The 25,474-nt window shown below is 50.4% G+C and carries 16 protein-coding genes; 5 read left to right on the top strand and 11 right to left on the bottom strand.

Annotated elements, in window-relative coordinates; genetic code table 11:
• Positions 1 to 95: 95 nt before the first annotated feature.
• The 3 genes from ACR0I7_RS12540 to ACR0I7_RS12530 all read right to left on the bottom strand — a co-directional run bounded on the left by ACR0I7_RS12540 (position 96) and on the right by ACR0I7_RS12530 (position 1,990).
• A complete protein-coding gene (locus ACR0I7_RS12540; RefSeq protein WP_480511494.1) occupies positions 96 to 671 on the bottom strand; it encodes a hypothetical protein in 576 nt (191 codons plus the stop codon).
• Positions 668 to 1,339 carry a DNA methyltransferase gene (locus tag ACR0I7_RS12535; RefSeq protein ID WP_480511492.1) on the bottom strand — a complete coding sequence of 224 codons (672 nt, stop codon included), beginning with the start codon at positions 1,337 to 1,339 and terminating at the stop codon, positions 668 to 670. Before ACR0I7_RS12535 ends, ACR0I7_RS12540 begins: the two co-directional genes overlap by 4 nt.
• A gap of 384 nt (positions 1,340 to 1,723) precedes the next feature.
• Positions 1,724 to 1,990, bottom strand: coding sequence for a hypothetical protein (locus tag ACR0I7_RS12530; protein WP_480511490.1), 267 nt, complete (start codon positions 1,988 to 1,990; stop codon positions 1,724 to 1,726).
• A gap of 300 nt (positions 1,991 to 2,290) precedes the next feature.
• Between ACR0I7_RS12530 and ACR0I7_RS12525 the strand changes: the two genes are divergently transcribed.
• Entirely contained in the window at positions 2,291 to 2,719 is a 429-nt protein-coding gene (locus ACR0I7_RS12525; protein WP_480511488.1) for a hypothetical protein, read from the top strand.
• 15 nt (positions 2,720 to 2,734) lie between these two features.
• On the opposite strand, the gene ACR0I7_RS12520 is transcribed toward ACR0I7_RS12525, so the two are convergent.
• The 3 genes from ACR0I7_RS12520 to ACR0I7_RS12510 form a co-directional block, all read right to left on the bottom strand.
• Positions 2,735 to 3,703, bottom strand: coding sequence for a DNA cytosine methyltransferase (locus ACR0I7_RS12520; RefSeq protein ID WP_480511486.1), 969 nt, complete (start codon positions 3,701 to 3,703; stop codon positions 2,735 to 2,737).
• 1 nt (position 3,704) lies between these two features.
• Positions 3,705 to 6,260, bottom strand: coding sequence for an RAD55 family ATPase (locus ACR0I7_RS12515; RefSeq protein ID WP_480511484.1), 2,556 nt, complete (start codon positions 6,258 to 6,260; stop codon positions 3,705 to 3,707).
• A 276-nt stretch (positions 6,261 to 6,536) separates the two neighbouring features.
• Positions 6,537 to 7,817, bottom strand: a complete 1,281-nt coding sequence (locus ACR0I7_RS12510) for a hypothetical protein (RefSeq protein WP_480511483.1) — start codon at positions 7,815 to 7,817, stop codon at positions 6,537 to 6,539.
• A 228-nt stretch (positions 7,818 to 8,045) separates the two neighbouring features.
• Between ACR0I7_RS12510 and ACR0I7_RS12505 the strand changes: the two genes are divergently transcribed.
• Positions 8,046 to 8,774 carry a hypothetical protein gene (locus ACR0I7_RS12505; RefSeq protein ID WP_480511481.1) on the top strand — a complete coding sequence of 243 codons (729 nt, stop codon included), beginning with the start codon at positions 8,046 to 8,048 and terminating at the stop codon, positions 8,772 to 8,774.
• 3 nt (positions 8,775 to 8,777) lie between these two features.
• On the opposite strand, the gene ACR0I7_RS12500 is transcribed toward ACR0I7_RS12505, so the two are convergent.
• Positions 8,778 to 9,089 carry a hypothetical protein gene (locus tag ACR0I7_RS12500; protein WP_480511480.1) on the bottom strand — a complete coding sequence of 104 codons (312 nt, stop codon included), beginning with the start codon at positions 9,087 to 9,089 and terminating at the stop codon, positions 8,778 to 8,780.
• A gap of 35 nt (positions 9,090 to 9,124) precedes the next feature.
• Here ACR0I7_RS12500 and ACR0I7_RS12495 point away from each other — a divergent pair, with 35 nt between their 5' ends.
• Positions 9,125 to 9,874 (top strand): recombinase family protein, encoded by a 750-nt coding sequence (locus tag ACR0I7_RS12495; protein ID WP_480511478.1) that lies wholly within the window; start codon positions 9,125 to 9,127, stop codon positions 9,872 to 9,874.
• A 25-nt stretch (positions 9,875 to 9,899) separates the two neighbouring features.
• A complete protein-coding gene (locus ACR0I7_RS12490; RefSeq protein ID WP_480511476.1) occupies positions 9,900 to 10,271 on the top strand; it encodes a thermonuclease family protein in 372 nt (123 codons plus the stop codon).
• Positions 10,272 to 10,585: 314 nt separating this feature from the next.
• Here ACR0I7_RS12490 and ACR0I7_RS12485 read toward each other — a convergent pair whose 3' ends face one another.
• The 4 genes from ACR0I7_RS12485 to ACR0I7_RS12470 form a co-directional block, all read right to left on the bottom strand.
• On the bottom strand, positions 10,586 to 19,714 hold the full coding sequence (locus tag ACR0I7_RS12485) for an Ig-like domain-containing protein (protein ID WP_480511474.1): 9,129 nt from the start codon (positions 19,712 to 19,714) through the stop codon (positions 10,586 to 10,588).
• Between the two features lie 28 nt (positions 19,715 to 19,742).
• Complete coding sequence (locus ACR0I7_RS12480) at positions 19,743 to 20,996, bottom strand: hypothetical protein (protein WP_480511472.1); 1,254 nt, start codon at positions 20,994 to 20,996, stop codon at positions 19,743 to 19,745.
• A 333-nt stretch (positions 20,997 to 21,329) separates the two neighbouring features.
• Positions 21,330 to 24,455 (bottom strand): tetratricopeptide repeat protein, encoded by a 3,126-nt coding sequence (locus ACR0I7_RS12475; protein WP_480511471.1) that lies wholly within the window; start codon positions 24,453 to 24,455, stop codon positions 21,330 to 21,332.
• Positions 24,456 to 24,510: 55 nt separating this feature from the next.
• A complete protein-coding gene (locus ACR0I7_RS12470; RefSeq protein ID WP_480511470.1) occupies positions 24,511 to 24,789 on the bottom strand; it encodes a hypothetical protein in 279 nt (92 codons plus the stop codon).
• Positions 24,790 to 24,866: 77 nt separating this feature from the next.
• Here ACR0I7_RS12470 and ACR0I7_RS12465 point away from each other — a divergent pair, with 77 nt between their 5' ends.
• A complete protein-coding gene (locus tag ACR0I7_RS12465) occupies positions 24,867 to 25,307 on the top strand; it encodes a hypothetical protein (RefSeq protein WP_480511468.1) in 441 nt (146 codons plus the stop codon).
• Positions 25,308 to 25,474 lie beyond the last annotated feature (167 nt).

Below are 25,474 nucleotides of genomic sequence, written 5' to 3'. Positions count from 1 at the left end.
TCCTTGATCATTCCAATGATCTGTTCGTCGCTAAATCTGCGTTTCATAGTCCATCCTTTGCTTGGACGGATTACTAACACCTCAATGGCCTGATTTCAGGGGGCTGGGTCAGCTTCAATGACACGTTGTACAAACCTGTCTGGTGTCATGCCAATCTCCGGCAGAACGGATACGCCCAGAAAGCTGCGGTAGCCGGTTGCGCTCAGAAACGGCTTTTGGGTGTCCACGGCACGTACCGAAAATCCGAGATACGGCATCGCGGTTGCGCCAATGCCGAACATGCCACCCATCTCGACCAGTGCGGTCAGACCAGCAGCAGTGACTTCGAAAGTACCGCTCTGCCCCCACAATGGTATACCTCCGTCTGCGGCACGCGCTTGGACATCCAATTTACATCCCGGCGCATCGTCACTGGCGAGAATACCCACTTTGCCGCCATTGAGTTTCCGGGCAAGCAAGTATGCATCTTTGCGGATTGCCATTGCCGCGTCAAAGTCATTGCTCAACAAGGCGGTGTGATGGTCGGCAATCTGCCGATGATGGCAAGCCAGCGCCGCGCCCCAGTCGCTTGGGAGATGCGCGGTTTCACGGTTAAAAACACGCGCTGCGTTGTCCCTGTCGGCGTCAAGCAAGAGCGCATCAAACCCGAGTTGGTAGGTATCGTTGGTCATGCCGCTGCCCTCCCATCTGCTTGGGCTTGGAACCGGGCGACACCTGCCAGCCGCGCTTTTGCGGTTGCGATGTGCTGCGCGTCAATGTCGATGCCGAGATAGGCGCGCCCGTTCAAAGCCGCCGCAACCGAGGTGCTGCCGGAACCACTGAACGGATCGCAGACCAAATCGCCGGGCTTTGAAAAACACCTGATCAATGGCGCGATGATTTCAACAGCTTTTTCCGTGGGGTGTCGCCGATTGCCGGAATAAACCCAATCCATAACACTCGGCAGCGGACGTGCTGGTTTGGCTGGGTTGCCCTTCGCCAGAACAAACGCGCTTTCGTGGCGGTATTCTGTGAAGCTTTTCCGGGACGCATAGCGCTTTTGCCAGATGATCTGGCTGACGATCCTTAGACCTGCCGCCTCCCAAGCCGCTGTAAATTGCGGTAAGGCTGACCAGCCCGCGAAACATACGGCATAACTGTTTTGCTTCATCGCCCGCGCCATCGGGGCAAAGACGGGTATAACGCCATCTGCGTTGTTGTCATTCCTGAGGCTCCGCCCGTCACGGTCGCGGTAGTTCACGAGATACGGGGGATCGGTCACGACAAGATCAAGCGAGCCTGCGGGAACATCTTTCAAAACTCGGGCTGAATCTCCTTCAATAATCTGGTTTCTAAACATCTTTCTTTCCTTCCTTGGATCAGGGGTTGCGCATGCAACCCTTGGCTTTCGCCGAGAAGCAGGTGTGCAAGTGGAAGGAAAAATCGACGAAAGGGTCTCTTCGTTGTTGGAGGGGCCACCTGAGCGCATTCCGAAAAGCCGGGAGCGGTTTTCGGAATGCGCGTCATGGAAGGAGGAGGAACCGACAACGAAAGAGCCTCTTCGGTCTGTTTTTTCTGCAACGCGCCGAGGGCGGCAGCCCTAAGCCGCGCCAGGGATCAAAGCCGAAGGGCCAAGACCGTTCGCGGGCTTGGTTCACGCGAGCCCGCCCGGCACAGCCGGGGCGCAAAAAGAAAAGGCGACCCAACCGGATCGCCCTTTCCCTACGCAGTAAACCTGTTTCATCTATTCTGGTGTCTTCTCGAACAACTCACCGGTCTGATCATCACCACTGTCCCGGATCGTCCGCAGAACAATTCGACCGTCTACCGGATGCGCATCCATGCGCACCTCGTAGCCCTGGCCATCCTTGTGCGCCCAGGCCGCGCCGATCTTGCTCCAAACGGAGTTCCTGCCATCATCAATCGGCTTGACCGTGTAGGCCAACATAAACGGGCGCTTCAGGCCCGGCACTGGCGTACTAATACTTGTCTTTCTTTTGTCGGCATTCATAAAATCTCCTTTGCCATTATGGGTTAATAAACAAGAACATAACATGAACATGCGGAGTAGCTGAAAGCAACCCACTCATACGAGCGTATGACCTAATCCCAACCCTTCGTAAGTTACCACTAGTGGTCGATCGAAACCCGAAACTCAAAAAGGTACTCCTGAAAACCAGTTGGCGGCGTGTGCGTATCAAGGGCTGATCCAGCCACCTTGACTGAACGCCACTTTCGAGAAAGAATCTAAAACTAGAACTAAATTTAAGGGGCCTACACTAAGAGGCGGCAGCGTTTTGGGGAAAAACCATTGAATTTAAATTCCTTACAGATAGGAAGGCCGCTGAAGAACACAGCCGAATTCTTAAGCTGGGCAACAGCCACACTTGCCCCCAATACAGTTTTTCAGAACCCGCACGCGACGATTGCTTATTCTCGTGCCAAGGTTGATTGGGAGCAGGATGTATTCCAGCCTCACAATGATGAACTGGTAGTGTCGGAAGGAGAAAGGGGGATAAAGGTTTTGGACGGCAATGTTCTTGTCTTGACGTTCCAAAGCTCGGTGCTGCAAGAGCGATGGGCCGAGCTGGTGCATAGCGGTGCATCATGGGATTTCTCAGGATATCTGCCTCATGTGACAATGGGAAAACTACCAGCGGGCTTTGACTTTGAGCGTACCGGTCTTTTTATGGGTGAACTGATTTTCGGACCTGAATATCGGAAAGTTGCAAAAGCCTAGCCTGTTCTTGCGTGTCTACAGAACTTGCTCCAAGATTTTTGCGACCATCCTACTTGGAAATGCGTTACCTATCATTTGGGCCTTTTTCCCCAGAGAAACACCTCCTCCAAGTGTTACGGAATCAGGAAGAGTTTGTAGCCGTGCCGCCTCTCTTAGTGTAATCGCCCTATCTTCCTGCGGGTGAAGAAATCGCCCTTTTGAAGGGTTGGTACATCCACTAGTTATTGTTGGCGAAGGTTTCTCCCAAGACATCCTCCCATAGATGTCTCGATATCCGCTCGTGTTTTTGTGACACTCAAGCACGAGGTGTGGAGGTAGTGAACTTCTCGAACCTCCATCCTTCGGAATACTTGCAATGCGCTCTTGAACCACCTTTGAGTGACGGCTGCGACTATAGTGAAGTTCATCAGAAGTGTTCAATCGAGGTAAACCTTCGAAAGCATCTCGCACACATGCAACACCAGAGACTGCAGCGATTTTATTGGACTTCTTGGACGCTAAAATTACAGATCGTTTGCGACGCTGAGGAACTCCAAAGCTAACAGCATCGTAAACGCCAGCACAAACATAAAGGCCCTTTCTTAATAGCGCGTCAATTATTGCTGTTCCTTGCCCGCTCTCCAGGAATGTGGGTACATTCTCGATCAAAATGGTGTCAAAGTCGGAATTCTCAATCGCTCGACAAATAACCGACGCGTATTTCTTATCGTCATCAGCGACAATAGCCGTCGAGTTTTTTGTTTTTAACCTTGAGTAACTCTGGCATGGCGGACTGCAAAGAAGGACCTGAGCTTCTTGCATCACTTGTAGAATGTCGTCACTTAGCTCTCTCAAGTCAGACCGAACGAAGTGTTCAGCAAGATCTCGGTGCAGGCTCGCGATAACATCTGGATCGTAGTCCACCAGCAATACAGGCTCAAGGCCTAGAGAAGTGGCACCATAGCTAGCCCCTCCAAGACCGCAAAACAAATCTATGAACTTCAACCTAGATGTCCTCAGTGGTCTTGAGTGTCTTCGCTTCTTTATCCCAAATTAAGAATTCTTCACCGGATACCTGTTGACCATGTGCGATAAAACACGACAGTTCAAATGATCCGGGTGTATATATGAAGGCACCCTGTTCACCCTTACGCTTCTTCCTTTCGCGTTCCGCCAGATATCGGGGAACCAAATTGTATCCGTAGTCTAGAGTTTGGGTCAGCGAGACCATCAAGGGTGTAGCTCGTTCACTGCTGAATGCACCAGAATCCAGCATAGCCGCCGGAGAAATATCAAAGTCAGAATACGTCACCACAAAATCAACAGAACACCTACGAAACATGCCAGTCAATGCCGTCCAAAGTTCCGGCTTTCCCATTAGTCGCGGAAATTGAACGTACACGTTGTGTACGCCGTCGAGCAGAATTCCATCAAAGGAGTTCAACGTGGTTTCACTATTGTCGATACGAGATGAAATAGCGAAATAAACCTCTTCAGCGGAAATCATTCCGGGTGAGAAGTACAAGCAATCTACTTGCAAATCCCAGCCTTCGAATCCATGGTCAGTTAAGTACTTCACGTGCCGCTTCGCACACGCATCATAGTATTTGCTAGACGAAAGAAAGCTTACAACCAACAGCTTTCGAGACTTAGGCTTTCCAACCACAGTCGGGTTTGCCAACATTCGCAATGCCAAGTCGGTCTTACTGGCGCTGCCGACGCCATAAAGCAAAGTAGAACAATTTTTGTAATGGCGCAGGTTCTGCAAGCTGTTTATAGAGGGCTTCTTAGTAAAATACCTATCAGCATTAACATCCCGGAAAGGATACGAGAAATCGCTATTGTCGGGCTCTGAAAGTGATCGCCGAGCCTGAGATTTCAGCAGTTCCGAAAAGTTTGGTTGGAAGCGCAGATCACCTTCATCACCAATTGTCATCCTATGCTTACCTACCATACTCCCTTGATGACGGGTTTTGACGACCTCGAATTTTCGTTCAGAAAATGGAACCGGTTCCTCTGAAATCTTGGATTCAACTAAGAAGTAGTTATCAACTAGATACTCAAAGCCTTCGTCTAGCATCCAGTCTTTAGACGAGGTCAACAAAACCTGCACGCCTGTTTCACGGCATTTTTCTACAAACCGCTTCAGAATATCGTAGTCATCCTTCGACTGATCGTCACGTAGGAAGTTGTGTACGCCATCAAATACAACAAAGAGCTTGGAAAACACCGATGCCGCGTTGGGCCAATCCTCAGTTTCAGAAATCCCATCTATTATTCCGTCCAAAACTTCAAAAAGCGGATTCTGATCTTTAGTTTGGTCTTCAAAATTATTTTCGGCTGGTTCTTGCAACTTCCCCGAAGGAGCACGCAACAACTTATGTATCTTGGGACCACTTAGGAATTGCGAGTGAGATTTCTGCGATAAACTTAGAACGCTTTCCCTACGTGCCTCAATCGCTGACAAAGTCTCCTCGCTTGTAACGAAGACTGAAGGTATGCCGAGCGCCTCGACGGCTCTTTGAACTGATATCGCCAGTGAAGTCTTTCCTGTACCAGCACCACCCCGAATAAGTGACACAGTACCTTCTCCTGCGCCCTGCTTTAGCCCACCTCGGAGCAAGTCAGTAAAACCAGATAGAGCTATTGGTATTCCAAAGACGCGATTGGAAAGTTCGGCTAGAGTCGGGAGAGCCTCGTAAGATTTACTTTTAGTGTACTCCACCTCATCTGAAAGTCGCTTACGAAAGGCAGGAAAATCATCAGTGATAAAAAACTCGTCCATACTATGAGCGTTTTCTCGCACCATTTCGACTTCAGTGGATTTCACTTTTAACGCTCCAATCGGCAATCGGAGAGTTAAAAAACCCAAAGATGCCGAATAACTTAGCAAGAACTTTGTTTTATTGTCCGTAACCTTGGAATATGGATCGCGCCCCGCTACGAAGCGTTGGAGTGTCTTGTAGAAATTGTCTAGGTCAGAAAATTTGATTTTTCGATCTTCGGCTTTGCTCTCACTCGATCGTCCCACAGCCTGTTGTAGGTCTACTTCTACACCATAGTCAGCGAGGAGCTTGAGTTTGCCAAAAAACCTTGAAATCTCTTCAGTTTCGATTGCAATCGGATCTGTCAAGATCCTTTGCGCGACAGCTAGTGGCGAGGCAAAATGAGCAACAGAACTAACCAAGCTGAAGTCTCCTCCAGCCTCATTCTCGCCTTTGTCGTTGTTTGCACCTGACGATGCTTGACGTTTAGACGAAATTAAAGGTGCTGACAATTTGAGATAAGAAGATATTATCTGAGAAATTCTTGTTTCGCGGTCAGTCACGTTAGGCCCACTACCAGCGATGAGACCGTGATATTTTCCGGTAGACGCTCTTGTTAAAAACCCATTTACGGAATCAGCCCGGTTTTTCGATAAGAATTTAAATGCGCTATTGATCTCATAGTGGTCGTCGGCAGCGAGATAGTCAGGAGAGTCAGGCTTTAACCATGAACGATACAGACATTCCTCGACCGCGCCTAAAATATCACCATGAAGCTTCGAAAAAGACTTGGTCATAGTTAGTCCCAATCGAGGGTCATAATGTAATTTTTGGTTTCGGTATAAAGGCGGTTAGGTTTCGAGACCCTGCCAGAGCTATGGTGCCTAGTTCCAATTTTTTTAATGCGAGGTTTCTTCAATGGGATCTTTGTGGTCTCGGAGATTTTTTGAGTTATCGCCTTTAGATCTAATTCAGATATTTCGGGCCTTCCATGTATGATGTTGTTGGCGCTTAGGTAATCTAGGCCATGCCTGTTTCTCAATTCACGGATAGCTTCTTGGCGTGTGAGTACTTTAGGCTTCTTCATCGAATACTCCTTCCAGATCAACGGAACTTGGAAAGCACATTAGATCCATTTCGGTCACGAGGCCGAGCAGAGATGCCGAAATTTCCCTGATGTCAAAAATATTGGGATCGTCCGAACTATCATCCAAGTCATTCAAAATTTTCGAAATAGCTTTTTTCGCGCTTTTTGCGTTGCTAGAAGTCGATGAGTTGCTGATCATACCAGTCAATGTAGTAAGCAACTGACTAGCCACATACCGTTTCCCAACATCAGAGTTTGCAACGACTGCAAAAGACTCAGAATCCAAACTCAATACTGAGCAGAGGTTTATAGCGCGTTTGGCAGCCTTTACGGCATCAAAGTTTAATCTATCGTCTACTGCTGCCTTAGTGTCTGGGTGCTGTTTCGCGTAGGCTAGCTGATTTCCGACACTCTCAATGAAGTCCCTCAAGAAGTAACAGTATTTGCCAAAATTCTTCAGCGAACCCGCATTTTCAAGAGGTTCGCGGTCTACAGTTATCTCCTGGAATGTGTGAGTCGGGAAGCCATCGTTGGCATTTCGACTGCTAGACTTATAAATGATGTTTGTGACCTCACCCCATAAGGGACCGAATTCACCCACCATATCAATTTTGCAGAAATTGAAGTTATCGAGGTATTTTGCTGCATACCTTCTCATTTTATTGTGATGTATTTTACTTGAGTTGGAAGTGACCGGAAAATCGTCAGGCCAACTCTCATTCGTTGTCGCTATTTTAGTCTTTAAGCACACCACATTCTCTTCGCGATACTTAGGCTCCTTCTGTTGTAAAGCAGATTCAACCGTTTCCGGCTCTACATATTCGAACAAATCCAGATCGCCAATTGTGCTTACAACTCCGCCTAAAGGTGCGCTACCAGACAAACAGATTAGACTGTTCTCGTACATTCGATAGCTTTGCGCAGCCTCTGCTAAGTCCTTCAAAACTTCCGCTGGTGGAGGATGCATGGCAAGAGTAAAGGGGTAGTAAAGGGAGCGTTCCCCAACAGTAATTCTAACCCAGCCATTATCTAAGTCGAACTCTGGATCGGAGTATCCTAGACGATGTAGCTGAATGTTTACATCGCCCTTCAACTCCTCCCAAACAGGAACGAGCAGGCGAGAAGAGTAAAGGTCTGCGCATTCCTCCTCTGAAAGTGCCGCACCTCTAAATTGCTTCTTGGAGCAGTGCACGTACTTTCTCAGAGCGTTCGAAATTAGATTTCTTAAATTATTCGGGTCGTCCGCAACAGGGGCTGCTTGTCCCATCAGCAGTCCCCACACCTAAAATTCATTCTGGTCCTCCAAACCTTTACTGTTGTCGTGCTCAAAGACTAACCGCATAAATTCTAGCGGAGTCGGACGCCAATGCAAGTAAAACGCATTTTGTTTGACGGAGGTTCATCGCCACAGCTTAGATCCTCGTTCGAAGCCGGTCCTACGGCACAGATGCGCTGAAATTTGCCCTCAGACCGGACTTTCTGGTACAATATTCATGTGGAAATAACACGTGATCAGAAAGAGTTACTAGGCGTTCAGCGTCGAGAGTTTGACGACCTTCAGAATGAGATTGCAGGCCGCGAAACAGGGCGCCGAGCGCGCTTTTTGAGGGATGGACCGGGCTCAGACGCCGCCAAGAAGAGAGAACGGGATGCAGAGCGGGCTTTGACCCGACTGGCGCAAGTGCTGAATGACCCGATTTACCGCGCCAAATACGATAGTGTGTTGCATGCGCTATCAGATGCGGAGCGTGCAACCGAGGCTGCTATCGATCAATTGAACAGTAAAATCATCGCCGCTCAGGCCGAATTGGACAACATAATGGACAGGGCGGCACGCCTTCCGGATGGAACTCGGGTGTTCCGCGATGCGAATGGTGTTGTCAGACGCGAGGATGGATCAGTCGTGGAAGATCACCTCGTCGCTACGATTATTTGGACAGGGAATGAACCCAGCTTTGAGGATGTTCAGGCTGCGAAGCAACGCCTAGAAGACCTGCGGACAACATTGGACGATGTAACCCGCTATCAGAACGATGTCCTCGGACCTTCGCGCGACCGGATCACCGATCCCGATGATCCGCCCTCGCTCGAAGGTTTGGACAGTATTGAAGACGATATTCAATCAAAGATGCCTCAGATCGTGCAGGATCAAATGCCTGAGATGACCGCCTCCGCACCAGATACCCCGTCACAGAGCATTGGCCTTCCGAAACTCGGTGGCTGATCTTCAGTTCAGCGTGCCGCATGCCTCCTGCAGTACTGCCAAAATGGTTCCGCTGGGATGGTAGCTGCCATATTGCGCGATAGTCTCCCGGATTTGCGCATTGCGGGCTGCCTTTTGTCCATCTCCCAGATACCAATCATCAATGCAGCCGGACTTCTCTGGTGCAATCTGTGTCAGAACCACGCCCGCCATGGTTACCGAGGTCTGGATATAGCTGTTCTGTGCGCTTTCATCCCATTGAGCGAAATCCGTTCCGGTGAACCCGTTCGCCCGGATTTCTTGTGGATGAAGTGCCGTAAGCGCTCCTACTGCCATTGCAGTACACCATGTTACTATGCTGTTCATAATCCATGGTTTTTGGACATGGGCGCGCTTTACTGAAAGACCCTACAGGCGTAAAGGTTAATCAAAGAAAATCGGTGTCTTGCAGGCCGGACTATCCACTCGCGACACCAGATCAACCGCTGCTCGGAAAGGATCCTTTTCGCGCAGACCCACGCCGGATCGGTTACATCCGCGTCTCGACGGCGTCCCAGTTGACCGACCGGCAGCAAATGCATCTCGATGACGAATGTGATGAGGTTCGGATCGAATACGTGTCGGCTGTTGCAGCGGAACGGCCTGTCTTTGATGCCCTCATGCGAGATCTGCGCCCACGAGACACATTGGTGGTGCTGGATCTGGATCGGGCGTTTCGCTCGTCTATCGATGCGATGCTGACGGCGGACGATCTTCGGGACCGACAGGTCTTCTTCCGCATTCTATCTCTGCCCATCGACACTACGACAGCCGAAGGTGAACTGTTCTATACGCTTGTGGCAGCTTTTGCGAATTTCGAACGACGGATCATATCCCGCCGAACCAAGGAAGGCATGCAGGCTGCCCGTCAGCGCGGTGTCCGATTGGGGCGACCTGCCCAGTTGGATGAAGATACTATCCGGGAAGCCTATTGTTGGATGGGTGAAACCGGATATCCATGCGCCTATGTCGCCGCCTTGTTGTGTGTCTCGCGGCAGACTTTGCAACGCGGTTTCCATCGCTTAGGTCTCTGTTATCCGATACGCGCCATCGAGACACAAAGAGGAAACGGGCGTGCTTAGACTGAGACCATCACTCCTATCGCTGATGACCATATTGCTTCTGGCTTGCACGCCACCAGAAGATGTCCAAGTGCGTGTCATTGACGGTGACACGGTTGACGCGGGGCTCGAAAGCAACGTCCGGCTCACCCTGGATGATGGCAGCGGGTTTGACACCCCGGAGACCTATCGCCCTGGCTGCGCCCGAGAGGCACAACTCGGAAAGGCGGCAAGCGAACGCCTCCGCGACATCCTAAGAATGGCCGACAACATCGACCTGCAGCTCAGTGGAAAATCGTGCGGGTACGGACGTTACTGTGGCGTTTTACAGGCGGATGGCGTCAATGTCGGCGATCAATTGATCAGAGAGGGATTGGCCAAACGGTCCAAGAATTTCGACTGGTGTGGTTCGGCCTGACCCTTAATGCGTTGATGTTGGCCTGATCCAACAACACCATTCTTCAGCGGGATGAAACGGGTTGCAGACCCTTTCCAAGTTGGTGCGCGTATTACGCAGCACACAGCTTGCCTCACGTGCCTTCAGCGCACAACTCACCTTACATGGCTATGTAGTTGACCTCAATAGATTTATGCCCCTAGTCTCTGACCGAATTCGAACGCTCGAACGCCATTCATCCGAAAGGTACACCGGGCTCATAGGGTTGTACTCGATCCCACCGAAGCGCGAGATCGAGAAAGGGCTTGAGACAGTAGAGCCTTACGTACCAATTGTCAGATCAAAAAGTCATCTGTGTTCAGCAGCGTACTATCAAAATCTTCCAGCGTGATCTTACCATGCCCGGCAATGTCGATCTCCGCATCCGTTCCACTCTGAGTGATGACAAGATCATCAAATCCAACGCCCGGGATGCCTACCCGGATCATATCGGCTCCATCGGAAAAATCCGTGATGATGTCGTTACCGAAGTTCGAATTGAACACGAACTCATCCGATCCTGACCCACCGGTCAGGGTATCATTCCCTGCACCACCGTTAAGTGTGTCATCTGATGAGAAGCCGATGATCGTGTCATCGCCAGTGCCGCCCGTCAAAGTTTTATCCCGGATCGCCTGTGCATCCAGAACAGTGCCATCGGCGAATTCGATCAGTTCGAGATCGTACTTGCTGCTGTAGAAATGATCCCTGATGGTCACTGCCTCGCCATTGCTAAGCGTGATGATCAGATCGTCACCGGAATTCTGCGAGAAGGTCACATCGCCTGCATTCACATCCGTGAACTTCAGCTTATCCAATGCACTACCACTGCTAACATCAGAGATCGTATAAGAACCATCTCCCAGCGCATGGCTGTAGTTTTCAGTATAGTACGACCCCTTTACTGTGCCGGACGCTTTCTGGTCAGCCACCGATTTATCCCGGATCGCCTGTGCATCCAGAACAGTGCCATCGGCGAATTCGATCAGTTCGAGGTCGTATTTGCTGCTGTAGAAATGATCCCTGATGGTCACCGTCTCGCCGTTGCTTAGCGTGATGATCAGATCGTCACCGGAATTCTGCGAGAAGGTCACATCGCCTGCATTCACATCCGTGAACTTCAGCTTATCCAATGCACTACCACTGCTAACATCAGAGATCGTATAAGAACCATCTCCCAGCGCATGGCTGTAGTTTTCGGTATAATAAGATCCCGTCACTGTGCCGGACGCTTTCTGATCGGCCACCGATTTATCCCGGATCGCCTGAGCGTCCAGAACGGTGCCATCCGCAAACTCAATCAGCTCCAGATCATATTTGCTGCTGTAGAAATGGTCTTTGATGGTCACCGTCTCACCATTGCTGAGCGTGATGATCAGATCATCGCTCGAGTTTTGCGAGAAGGTCACGTCGCCGGCATTCACATCCGTGAAGATCAGCTTGTCCAATGCGCTGCCACTGCTGACATCAGTTATAGTGTACGAGCCGTCTCCAAGGGCATGAGTGTAGATATCCGCACCTGTCGTACCCACCTGATCGACGCCAGGTGTTTGAGCCGGGCTGACCGTAATCGTCACGGTTGCTGTATCGGTTCCACCTTTTCCGTCATCAACGGTATAGGTCAAAGTTTCAGCACCTGAAAATCCGGCATTTGGCGTGTAGCGGATCTGTCCGTTTTCAATGATTGCCGTTCCGTTCGATGCACCGGATACCGCGCTGATTGTCAGCGTGTCCCCATTGGGATCACTATCATTGGCCAGAACGTCAACCAAAACGGTGTCATTTTCATTGACGGTGGCCGTGTCATCCGTGGGAGTCGGTGCGGCGTTTGCTGCGGTGACGGTAATACTCACGGTTGCCGTAGCGGTCCCGCCATTTCCGTCATCAATCGTGTAGGTCAAGGTCTCACTACCTGAAAAACCTGCATTTGGCGTGTAACGAATCTGCCCGTTTTCGATGGTCGCCGTACCGCTTGATGCACCGGTGACATTTACTATCGTTAATGCATCTCCGTCCGGATCACTGTCGTTGGCCAGAACGTCAATCAGAGCAGTGCCGTTTTCGACGAGGCTCACTGTATCATCTGTAGCGGTTGGCGTTACGTTCCCAGTCGCAACAAGCATTACGATCGCTTGCGCGTCCAGCACAGTCCCATCGGCAAACTCGAACAGTTCCATATCCCACTCGCTATTCAGGAAGTGGTTCTGGACCGTAATGCTCTCGCCGTTGCTGAGTGTGATCACCAGATCATTTCCGGCATTTTGCGAGAAGGTGACATCGCCAACGTTCACATCCGCGAACTGCAGCTTGTCATTGATGCTGCTATAGCCACTTTCATCCGAGATCACATAGGAGCCGTCGCCCAGTGTATGAACATAGTTCTCCTGCAGCGTGGATCCTACTACCAAACCGCTGGGCTTGGCATCTGCAACAGTCTTGTCCCGGATATCCTGAACTTCCAGAACGGTGCCATCAGCGAACTCGACCTGTTCCATATCCCACTGGCTATTCAGGAAGTGATCCTTGATGGTAATGGCTTCGCCATTACTGAGAGTAATCACCAGATCATTGTCGGCATTCTGCGAGAAGGTGACATCATCCGCATTCACATCCGCGAACGTCAGTTTGTCTTTCACACCGCTGTATCCACTCTCGTCCGAGATCGTGTAAGAGCCATCACCCAAAGCATGGACATAGTTCTCCTGAAGCACGGAACCTGTAACCAAGCTACTGGCTTTGGCGTCTGCAACGGTCTTATCCCGGATATCCTGAACTTCCAGAACGGTGCCATCAGCGAACTCGACCTGTTCCATATCCCACTGGCTATTCAGGAAGTGGTCTTTGATGGTGATCGTCTCGCCATTGTTGAGCGTTATCACCAAATCATCGCCGGTATTCTGCGAGAAGGTGACGTCTCCAACGTTTACATCCGTGAACTTCAGCTTGTCTTTTACATTCGCGAAACCGCTCTCGTCCGAGATCGTATAGGATCCATTCCCCATAGTATGGAAATAGACATCGGCACCCGATGTACCCACCTGATCGCCGATAGGCCCTGGAGTAGCGCTGACTGAAATCGTCACAGTTGCTGTATCTGTTCCACCATTCCCGTCATCAACGGTATAGGTGAGCGTCTCATCACCCGTGAAACCTGCATTGGGCGTGTAACGTATTTGGCCCGCTTCGATGGTGGCTGTCCCGTTTGTCGCTCCGGTGACATCTGTAATGGCCAACGTGTCTCCATCCGGATCACTGTCATTGGCTAGGACGTCAATCAGAACGGTGCCGTCTTCACTGACAGCGGCCGTGTCATCCGTGGAGTTGGGCGCAGTATTTGGGATCGTTGTCGCGCCTTGCCAAGCCACAAGGTCGACGCCGGTCAGTGTCAGCGTGTCACCACTGCCGTACGAGATCGACGTATCTGCGCCAGCCTGAACGATTGTGATATCTACCGGAACACTGTTTGGATTAATGAGAACTCCATTAATCTCGATTTGATCATTGTTAACGTCGAAGTCGGTTATAGTATCAATGCCATCACCGGCCTCGATCCGCACCGTGTCCTGACCTGCACCTGTCGTAATGCTGTCGTTACCCGCTCCACCATCAATAATATTAGCCTCGCCTGAGCCGGTGATCACGTTGTCGCCAGAACCGGCGACCACGTTCTCGATATTGATCATGGTTTCGACATCGCCATTCTCAAACGTCGCGATGCCTCCAGTAAGGTCGAGGGCTACGTCGTTAGACGTGTAGGTGAAATCAATTGTGTCAATCCCGGCGCCGCCATCAAATGTATCCGCACCAATGTTGGCAATCAGCAGATCATCTCCATCACCGCCATAATGATCATCATCTCCGTCACCGCCGTTCAGAACGTCGTTCCCCGCATCGCCATGCAGACGGTCGTTGCCCCCGCCTCCAGAGAGAGTGTCATCACCCTCCAGGCCATTCATCACTTCACTCAGGCCAGTGCCGACATAGCTGTCATTTCCAGAGGTGCCTGGATATTGCATGCTCGAATAGAGCTCACCCAGATCAATCTCGGTTCCATCAGCAAATTCAAGGATTTCTATCGCTTGATTGTAGGTGGAGTTGGCAAAGAAGACATCTTCAAGAGTAACCGTTTGAGTAGTCCCGGCAATGGACAAAACGATATTGTCGTAACCATCGCCATCTTCATCGGATACTGACAAGCTGATCATATTTGACGTGATGCCTGGTCCGAAAAGAATACGGTCACCAAAACTGTCGCCGAACCCCTCTTTTATCCAGTCATTTCCGTCGCCGAGGTTGATTACATAGGTATCGTCACCACCTTGACCTTCCAGCCGATCATCCCCGACTCCGCCGTTCAGGACTTGACTGAGCGCATTTCCGCGCAACTCGTCATCACCGGCCTCACCAAGGAGTTCAGAACCATTGCCACCGCTTCTTAGAACGTCGTTGCCGCTACCGCCCGAAACCAGCTGATTATCACCTGCGCCAGCGTCAAGATAGTTGTCCTGATCGTCTCCAATAATGGTATCGGACCCATCCGTACCAATGATATTTTCAACATTGGTCAGAGTTTCCAAACCGCCCTGGTTGTTCTTCCACTCGATGATACCGGCGTTCAGATCGACATAAGCGCCCTGTTCTCCGGCAGAGCTATCGTAGTCACTGTAGAGATTGACCATATCAATCCCGTCGCCGCCATCATAAGTGTCCTGGCCAAGACCCCCTTGTAGCTCATCGTCACCATCTCCGCCGTTAAGAATATCGTCTCCATCACCACCGCGAAGCGCGTCCTCACCGGTTCCTCCGAGAAGTTCATCGTTCCCATCGTTCCCGTAGAGGTAGTCATCTCCGGCGCCACCAAGCAGATAGTCATCCCCTTTGAGGCCACTCAGACTGTCGTTACCCGCGTCGCCAACGAGCACATCATCTTGATCGGTCGCATTGAGCGTCAGGTTCGCCGCAGCGAACTTCCAGGCATCAAACGATATGTCTTCAAGTACGATTGCATCGTCGCCTCCAAACAAGACATAGGTATCGCCACTGATTTCTTCGATGGTTACGCCTGCCGGTGGATTGTTTGGGTCCACATAGACTTCATCAATCACGATTACCGACGACGCGATGTTGAAGTTCGAGATATTGGTTTTCGAGGCCTTGTCCGGATCGGGGCTGGTCACAATCGCATTTCGCTCCAGATGAACCGCATCCGGATTGCTCTCTACCCCGTCGACAACCAGCGTAACCGAGCCCGTCTTCGGGACGCCCGAGGAGTCTGTAGCTGTATAGGTCACGGTCTCAGTCGCGGTCTGGCCGGGCTCCAACCAGGCGTAAGCGCCGCCCTGGTCGAACTCCAGCGTTCCATCTGACAGCATTGTCAGCGTAGCCCCGGAATCCAGCCGGATCATCGTTCCAACTGTCATTGTCGTGCCGAGCACGGACAGAACGGAAATCGGATCTCCATTCAACTCAAGATCATTGTCTGTCAGATCAACAACGGATGAGCCACCTTCATCAACACGGAAATAGTCGTCGATAACTTCAAACTCGGTTTGAAGAGGTCCAGCGATCTCCGAGTAAGTGAGGGTCGCGTCGTTGAACTCGATAAACTCCACGTCGTCGTAGACAACGAAAGTACCTGAATCCATTGGCCATACGTAATCCGGATGTGCGGTATCAATGGTGATACGTATTCCGCCATCCACAACATCATAAGTCGCAGTCGTGCTCGCCCCATTGATCTTGGCGGTATCTATACCTGTTCCACCAAACAGACGATCGTTGCCGCTGCCACCAAGAAGCGTGTCGTTCCCGTCTCCACCATAAACGACGTCGTCGCCTTCGCCCGCATTCAGGACGTTGTCGACATCATTGCCATAGATGATGTCATTTCCTCTGTACGCATTGACGTTTTCGATTGAAATGAGTTTGACGCTGTCACCGGACTCCGCCCAAATCGCTTGCCCAGCCTCCAGATCGATAACCGCATCCATGCTGGACTGCGTCTCAAACGTATCTATGCCCGCGCCACCGTCGTAAATACCGTTTCCAGATTCGTAAGTGCTGACGGTTCCCTGACCAGGTATGACCTGCAGCCAGACATAGCCCTTGTTGATCAGAAGATCGTCACCTTCTCCTCCAAGCAGGTGGTCATATCCCGTCCAGGCTTCGAGCGTGTCATCTCCAGTTCCCCCGTCCAGGAGGTTGTTACCGAAGCTGGTGCGCAGCTCGTCATTTCCTTCTTCGCCATAGAGTTCATTGCTGCTTTCACCCATAGCGCTAAGGGAATCGTTACCCAGACCACCGCGCAGGACATTGTCTTGATCATCGCCACCTAGGACATCGTCAAAATCAGAACCTGTCAGGTTCTCTACAGACGCGAATGTGTCCCCTGCAGCATCTCCGGTCTGAGTAGAGAAAGAGCCACTGGAAAGCCCAACTTGAACTCCTGATGTCGCATTTGCGTACGAGGCCGTATCAATTCCGGAACCTCCATCCATATGATCGGCACCGACGCCTCCAATCAGAATATCTGCGGCACCGCCTCCGAAGAGACTGTCATCCAGATTACCACCAACAATCTGTTCGGCCTCAATGGATCCATAGATCTCGTTGCTGACCATCTGATCGCCTTCGATGGTCTCGGTTGGAACGGAGCGTTCTTCATCCATCGCGCCACGCGCCGCAAAGGCGGTGTCGCTCAACTCGCTGTCTTTGAATGTCAGATTGCCGGTGCTGGCATCTGCAACAGCATTTGGCCAGTCCATAAAGCCATCTTCGAATTCCACCGCAAAAGGCACAATGATAGCAGGTGCAATAGTAATGCTCCCGCCATTGTCTCCCTTTGTGTGATAGCCCACCACGTGTTCGATGGTCAGGCTGGACGTCTCATTTACGATAATTTCGATCGTGCCGACGGTGACATAGTGATCAAGGGTTTGAGGGTTCGCACCAAAGGCCCACCAGTCCAGGAAATGCGGATCGAAATCAAAGATATCGCTGCCGATAAAGGTCTCTTCAAAGTCATAGTTGATGGTGACATCCGCAAGGTTCACACCCTGAAACTGAACTTTATCAATCCATTGGCCATCGCCAAGGATCAGGTCGTGGCCAAAATCAGTCCCTTCATCGCCAAGAACAATGGTCGCCTTGTCGTTTTCTGCAGTGCTGATGGCGGCACGTTCCGTCGCCATATAAGTGTCGTTGCCATTGCCACCGTAGTATGTGTCTGTACCGCCGGAATAAACCAGCACATCAGAGCCGTCGCCGGCACGGATTTCATCGTTACCCTCACCATCATAGGCGAGAAGACGGTTGACGTACTGGTCTAAAGACTCTCCTTCTCGGATGTCGTCATCGGCGCCGCGATCATAAATAAAGTCAGCGCCAGAACCCCCGGTGATGATGTCATCACCCAAGCCGCCATGGATTTCGTCGTGGCCAGACCCTGTTCTTAGTATGTCATCACCGTCCAGACCTTTGATCGTCATGGGCATATGCTCAGGCGTTTCGGCGTTTACATCTCCGTGTACGATGACCTCATCATTTCCGTTTGTCAGCGTGAACTGCTCGACGTCAAAAATCAAAGCGGACTTAGATGGGTTACTGGCTTCTCCTAAATAAGCTTTCCAGCCATTTAGATCGAAGTCTTGTGTGGACTGGGTAGGCTGATATTCCAGTGTAACTCCCGCGTCTCCACTGGATATATCGACACCACTAAAACTGGCATGGTCCCCGTTCGGGAATTCACCATCCCAATTGCCCCACACATAACTGTGACCAGCTAAAGTGAGGTTAAACGTATCGGAGCCTTCACCTCCGAAAAAGACAAAGTTATGCTCTCCGCCTGGAGCCTGATCTACAAGTTGGGTCTCTTCGAAAACAGTATCTTGCCCATCGTTGGCTTCCGCCATAACGCCGGAAACGATAACCCCATCGTCAATGTTCTCAGATGAGAAGTATTGCAGAGCTGCAAGGTCGTTCCCATCAAACGCCAAATACCCAAACAACTCTTTTACTTGGGTTGAGCCATAAACACTTCTGTTTTCCTTTTCGCTCTGTGGTGGGGTAAAAAGATCAAATCGAGTGGCGACTACACCTGTAGCAGCGACGTCGCCCCAAAAATGCTCGTCGGCGGAGAACTCTACTCCTCCCTCGTAATAGGTAGAGGAGCCCCTGGCAAATTCGCGTATGCCCTGCAAACCAATATTGTAGAAGAGTGCATCTACGGTTGTTCCCACTTCATGCGCAACATCGTAAATCTCATTTGAAGTGTCATAGACGTCTGATGTGCTCTGAAGCAGAAAATTCCAATCGGCGCCATTGTTTGAAACAAAACCGCCGGAGTCGGCGACTGTTGTCATAACTAGGATGAATTCATCAAAAAGATCAGGTTCTACTGAAAGAATAGAAAACAGGACATCATAACTGTAATCTGACTTTAAACCATCATCATTTATGTCAACGGCACCAAGAAGGCCTGTAATATCTCCATTTTCTAAGAGATTCAGAAGATTAGGGACTTTCTCCTCCAACATTAGGAGCTTGTCTCTTCGCTCATCACTTGCAACTAAAACATGTAAATGTTGAGAGTGCAGGAAAACATCTGTGGCCCCACCCGCATTAGTGAATTCAATACCTGAGGGTCTACCTGAAGGTGGGATTGTCAAATACCAAGGATTCGAGGTTACACTATCCTCTATGTAGTGATAGCTAATGAGATTTGAGTATATCAAAAAGTCTTCAGCTAGATCCGCTTGTTGTTGATAGAACTGGCGCTCTAGAACATCGGCATCCACTTCATTATTAAAATCTGGAACATTGGAAAGATCAAAGCCCATAGCAGATAAGGCCAAAAGGTACTCGCTGCCGAACGGCGCGGGATCAATCAACGTAGCGGATAGCGAAATACCCTGCGTAAGATAAAAATATGTTGATACGAATGCGGATAGCACCCCACCCAACGAGTGCCCTGTTAGCGTGATCTGAACACCAGGGTTTTCATCAATAATGGATTGTACGAGTTCAATTGCATCTAATGCTTGATCCGCAATCGAGACAGACAGGTCTTCATCGCCTACAGGAATCTGCGCGATGAATTTTGGGGCCGTGGACCAGTCGGAAAGCGTGCTCTTATCCTTTAGCCCGTCAGGGTTTCTAAAATCACTTGACGAATTCCCACGTGATGTCTCTGTCCCGCGGAATGCAACAACGATTTCGTTTCCACTTTCCCAAACATCAGCCTGCATGCCGCTGTTGCGGGTTCCCGAAAATGTTGCTCCGTTTGAGTCATCATCTAGGTTGCGATACTTGTTCCACCCCAAGTCATTAAGAACTTCTACATATGGCCCAACGTTGTCATCGTTTAGTGATCTGCGCTCATCGTACGCCGAAGCAGACATCATGGCATAAATTTCTTTAGTCAACATTGGTAATCTCCAATTACTTTAAAATTGACTAGCTTCTGACCCACAAATCTCGTGTTTCCAGGTCAAAAATCAGCCAACCCTTGAGGACTTCGTAAGGTCCGTTAATGAAGGGTTTTCCTAAGAATTCGAACGAACGGTCAGTATCGCGATACCAATCACCATACCCTCGGTAGTGATAGACAAGGCCGGGGGTATCGGTACGAAGGATCATTGCTCCGTCCCGGTACTCCAATGGAATCCGGTCATCATAAAACGGAATTCGCTCCCTCTGGACTTGCGCGCGCTCCCAGGAACGTTGGCTCAGATACATCCCCCACCGCGGCTCATCTCGCTGAGGGATGCCGTGGTAACCGATAGCATTTGCCCTGCCTGTTCTACCCGTTGTGAGATCATTGATCGAAAAGCTAATCGCTTCGTTGTTCTTGCCGTTGATCTCCTCTCCGAGGAACATCAGCCCTTGTCCATGCGGTAGTGCATCCAGTTTTTCCCTTAGACCGTCCGGGTCAGCGGGACGCTTTGGGTTTCGCAAATAGTTCGGTGGCTTCGCCCATTCTTCTCTTGGTATTCGAATATATGAGGGAAGAGGATTAATGCTTAGAGCACGATCTGTTGGATGTTTTTCTGCACCCAACCACAAATCGCGATCAATAGCCTGTTCTTCCGCTTCTCTGGCCAAAGCATCCGTTTGTTCCGGAACTGACACCCTGAATCCTTCAACGATTTTCAATCGCCCCCTGGGATTTTTAAGTGCAGTCTCACTCCAGTAGCGTTCGCCAGAGGTTGCTTTTTTCGGGTCGCGATCATCAAACCACCCGATGATAGGAGTCCATGCTTCTGGCACGATGAGACCCTTGTCGATCCCTGCCCAAACTTCTGAATAAGCGCTACACAGATTTGTCTGGATGTCGATTTTGATTACGCCGCCATCACTCGTTCCGTATGCCAGCTCCTGCCGGGATATGTTGAACGGTAGCTGGACAGCTCTTGATGCTGGACCCGTATAATCAGATCGGCAGTCAACTAGATCGTCTACCTCTATGCGCTCACCGTCAAACTCGAGCACGGCAGTTATGTGCATCACGTGTTCGTATGGTGAGCGATCGAGCCTTCTGGCGTTCACCTGTCCTTCAGCTAATACACTTCGCTCGGCAAGCCAGACACTGCATACCAGAACGCAAATAGTAGCCGCAGAAATTATCCTATTTATATACATTCCGTGAACCTCATGAGCATGACGCAACTCAGCGTCACGACCTTGTTTCAATCTAAAGAGGAGTGTCAATGCTGGATTTCATGCCTTTTCGAAAGGCTGCCGTCGGCAAGAGTACTGATCGAATTTTAGCTACTGACAATCAACACTCCTTTTTATCAGTGATAAAACTGGTCACGACGTGCATTGGTGTTTGAGCTGCCTAGCACGATCCTGGCTTTCTCTTGTGCTGAATGCTCCATCGTGACGACACGGCGCGCATTCACACTAGCCTTCTCGCCGTGGTTTCGAGTTGGTGCCGATGGCAGCAAACCAGTTTTTGGCTGTGATATTTGACTACGTCAAAGCTGAGCGGACTCAAAACCGATTCGAACCGTGCTCAACAATTGATGGGTTGTCTTTCGGTCAATCACTTAGATACGGATATAAAACGTCTAGCGGCGATGTACGGAACTCAGCGGGCTTTATTGGTGACAACGGTACAAATTCCAAACCTGAGCCTGCATCCAAATGGGCGAGTCTAATCTCCTTGCAGCGTGGGTCTATTCGGTAGTTTTCCAATGCCACCCAATTTGCAACATCCGATGCCCGAGCCCTGAGTTCTAGAGTGAAGGTTTGCAATTCACCAGAAAGGCCGCGTGAATTTATTTCAGCCTGGCCCAACAGGTGGAGCGCCTCATAGACTTTTTCGCGCGTTGCGTAGTCTTCGATAGAGGAAGCTAGAGCTATTGCGGTTTCGTAGTCGGGATCGCTATGACAACCTTCAACAAGCAAGCGGGACAAGCGAATTCGGGCATCGTCAATCGTTCTCGCAGCAAGGCTGTACCAATGTTCCGCTGACTTCAAGTCGCGCTTAACGCCATCAGCACCATGCTCAAAAATCAAGCCGATCAAAAACTGACGTTCGGCATTTTCATCTACCTTAGTTTTGTGGACCAATCGATCAAACCACCCGTACGCCGGTTCAACATCGAACTCATTCGGTTCTAGATGGCGCACCGCCTCGGAAGCCCCATTGCTTGCGGCCTCTCTCAACCAATGGATATTGTCATTGGCGGAAACCCGAAAGGCTTCGCTGGGGTCATCGTTGCCGGACTCCCAAGAGAAGGCATCCTTTCCAAGCTGTAGCATTGCTTCCACTGAACCACCTTGCGCAGCACGCACCAGTAGCTCGAAGTATTGTTTTCTTGTTAGAGCGGGATTGTTTGGCGGTGCTAGATCGGAAGACTGGAGCTCGGCAAAGTACCAAACTGCTTGCGCATTTCCTGCGTCAACATATCGTTCAAGAATCTTTTCCAGTTCATCGAAACTCTTACCCCATGTTTTTAGCCGATCAAAATCAGAAAAAAGAAGCAATACACAGTTCGAATTCAAGTCGTCGGTGCCAGCCTTAAGGAAACGGTTGTACGACCGCAGTTCTGAATCAGGGTTCAATCTCAGTTGACGTCGAACATAGTTGCAAGCTGCCCAATCGCTTCCACCCCGTTCAAACGCTTTCTTGTACCAAGCCGATGCCTCAAAGTCGTCCTGTTCGACGATTTGCCCGTTAGCAAAAGCAACTCCCACCATGTTGGTCACCCAACCATCACCACGCTCGCCTGCGTTGCGCAGCATCTCAATGCCGTCTGCGCGATTGGTTGGTTCGACTTCTTCATCCAGCAGAATTGTCGCCAGCTTCCACTGTGCATAAGGATCACCGCGACTTACTGAACGTTCTAGTAAATCAATCGCATCTTGACGTGGTCTTTCTGGTAAACGCCCATCTAGTATCATTCCAGAAAGTCGATAGGCTGCCCGACCATCCCCGAGATCGGAAGCGCGTTGGTATAAGTTCTCGGCAATCTTTGCCCGCGCTATAAGGTCTGGATCGTGTTCGGCCCTGTAACCAAGCAAGCGGAGTGTCACTGATCCACCGTGCGTCCCAGCATACTCGAGTAAACCGGGAATTCTCTCCCTTTCGCTATCTGGTCCAACATCCTCAATGAACTCTGCCAGTTGAAATGCCGCGAAAGGCCTCCCTCTTGCGGCTGCGTCTTCAAAGAGGGCGCGTGCTCGTTCTAAGTCGCGTGGAATGTGCTTCCCAGACCAAAGCTGCCTGGCAAAGTAGGTCATGGCCGAAGTGTTTTTGCTGCGGGATTCAACGTCAAGCAACTCAATCGCTTTGTTTATCTCACCATTTTGAATGTACAACCACGCTAGTGCGCTTGCCGCAGCTTCCACTCCTTTTTCGAGAGCTTCGGCAAACGCTCGCTTCGCGCCATCCGTATCCTGATCTATATGTCCCGGAACCCCATCACGAAGCAATTTACCTATGTTATATGTCGCAAATGGTTCTCCAAGTGCTTCCGCTTTTCTATACAATTCCAACGCCAACAGTGGATTGTAAGGTTTGATTATACCGTATTGGTAAAACTGTCCCAAAGAGTTGACTGATTGTGCCACATCTCTCCCTGAGAGCTCTTCATAAATTGCGAGAGCTTCTTGCGGATCGTAGGTCGCGCCTAATCCATTGTCCAAGGAATAGGCATAGCTGTGAGAGGCCCGATCATAGCCAGCATCGTGGCCCTTCTTGAATAATGAGACAGCGGTATCAACGTCCTTTTCCGTGTTGATGCCAAGCAACTTCGCCATGCCTAGCTGGTGGGTTGCTCGTGAGGATCCTCTACGGTCCTCGTGCATGAGAATGAGAAACCCCAAGGACGTTAGCAGGTCTCCAAAGAAGCCCTTTTGCTCGCGGTCAAATTGAGTGTGATGAGTTACATTCTGTGCTTGCACTGTGCCTGATAGGTGTTCCGCCAATACAACCCGAGCATCGGAAAATACTGGCAAGGCGCAAAAAAGCACGGCTGCAATGGCTGTCACGCAGCAAGCGATAAACGAGGCTATTTTGCGCCTTGGTTTCGCAGTTCCGCCTACTGAAACTGCGCCTCGAACACTATTATCAGTGTCGGGTTCCGGTGCGCGCGGCGTCTGCCTATCTTTAGTGTGTTCTTGCCCTTGGTGGTCAGCAAGGCCTGTTGGTGTTTTCGTTTCATCATTGGGTAATTGACCAACCGATCTGGTCTGGCTCTTGATGCCATCGCGGATCGCAGGTCGAGAAGAATTTTGGTCCGCATCGGATTTATCGATATCCTTGTTGCCTTTGCTCGGAATCGGCATCCCAGTTTCAGTGGTAAGCCCAAGAAGCAAGAGAAATTCTCTTGCCATGTCCGGCACAATTTCTTCTGCCGCGCAACCAACATCCTGGTATTTTTCAAGGTATCGAAAAGACTCTTTGAATTCCTCAATGATCTGGTTTTTTTCAACCAGCGGCTCAACATGACCAAAAATAAACTCTGCAACGGTATCAAGATTTGTGGGCGTCACACGATGCTTACCTGTAAGCCATCGATTGAACAACGACTTCGAAACGCCGAACTCCATGGCCAAAGCGAGCTGGTCTGACCTACCAGTCTTATTGAACACATGATAGAATAGAAACTTGCCGTGAAGTGACCAGTTTTCACTGAATTTTTCCAACAGATATTCCATACGGCAAACAAACAAATTGGAGATATCGGAACGGTCTCAACTTGGCGAACGTATGTCAACTTTCTCCGAAGTCGAGCCTTGGCTTTGTCTCCGGCTCCGCAACAGGTTCGTGACCTGCTAAGAGGTCTTGTTTGCTGCGTTGATAGCCGTGTTCAAAGTCTTCCTTGAAACCCGCCAAATCACCGACCGCAAAGTTGCGGTATGCCTCAGAAATCACCCGAATCTTTTCCATGACCAACATGTCGTCGGGATCTTCCGTCATATCATGTTCAAATAATGCAAGGTGCGTCCCAAGCACTTCTCCGATGCTGTCTCTTCGTTCAAATTGTGTCATATACCTCCATCTCATTCGTGCATCGTTATTCTCTCATAAATCACTGAAAACAGTCAAATTTCACCCGCTGAAACTGCGTGAAACGCCTTTTGAAATTTCATGAAATTTCAGAGGTGGGACGGGAAGACCATCACTGGGCAATGCTGACTTCATCACCAACGATGGAGGCCAAAATGAATCAACCCAAACGCCGCATCCTGCTGGATACCACAGCCCAGGTCTCGAAGCCTGCCTGCCACGCTCGTCTGCAGATCGCGGTTCGCAACTCAGGCATCAGCGACCGGGAGTGGCCAACTGAGATACAGAACTTTCTTCTACGTCTTTATCTCGACGGCACGGAAATCTGGACCCAGCCAGAGCATGTACCAACGCCGCTGATCGACGACATCTGGAAGTCGGAGCGCTATGTCAGGGAATTCCTGGCCGGTGAATCCTGCGAGCACCCAGAGCGTGACAAGTGGCTTTTGCTCTACTTCAAGGTCATGAAACCGCGCATCTATCGCCACCTGATCCGGTGATGTCTCTGCGCCGCCGCCTGAACTGGCGGCGGCGCAGCTATCCCACATCGCGGATCAAAGCGCGCTAGGCTGACCATCAGGCGCTGAGTGTCAACACACCCGAACCGCCTGACGCGCGCCTTACCCAATCATTCTTTTTCCCACCACGCGGCATTGCCGCGCCCAAC

Source organism: Ruegeria sp. AM1, from assembly GCF_056540745.1.
The sequence above is the reverse complement of the archived record's forward strand: the minus strand, read 5'-3'. Positions and strand labels throughout refer to the sequence as shown.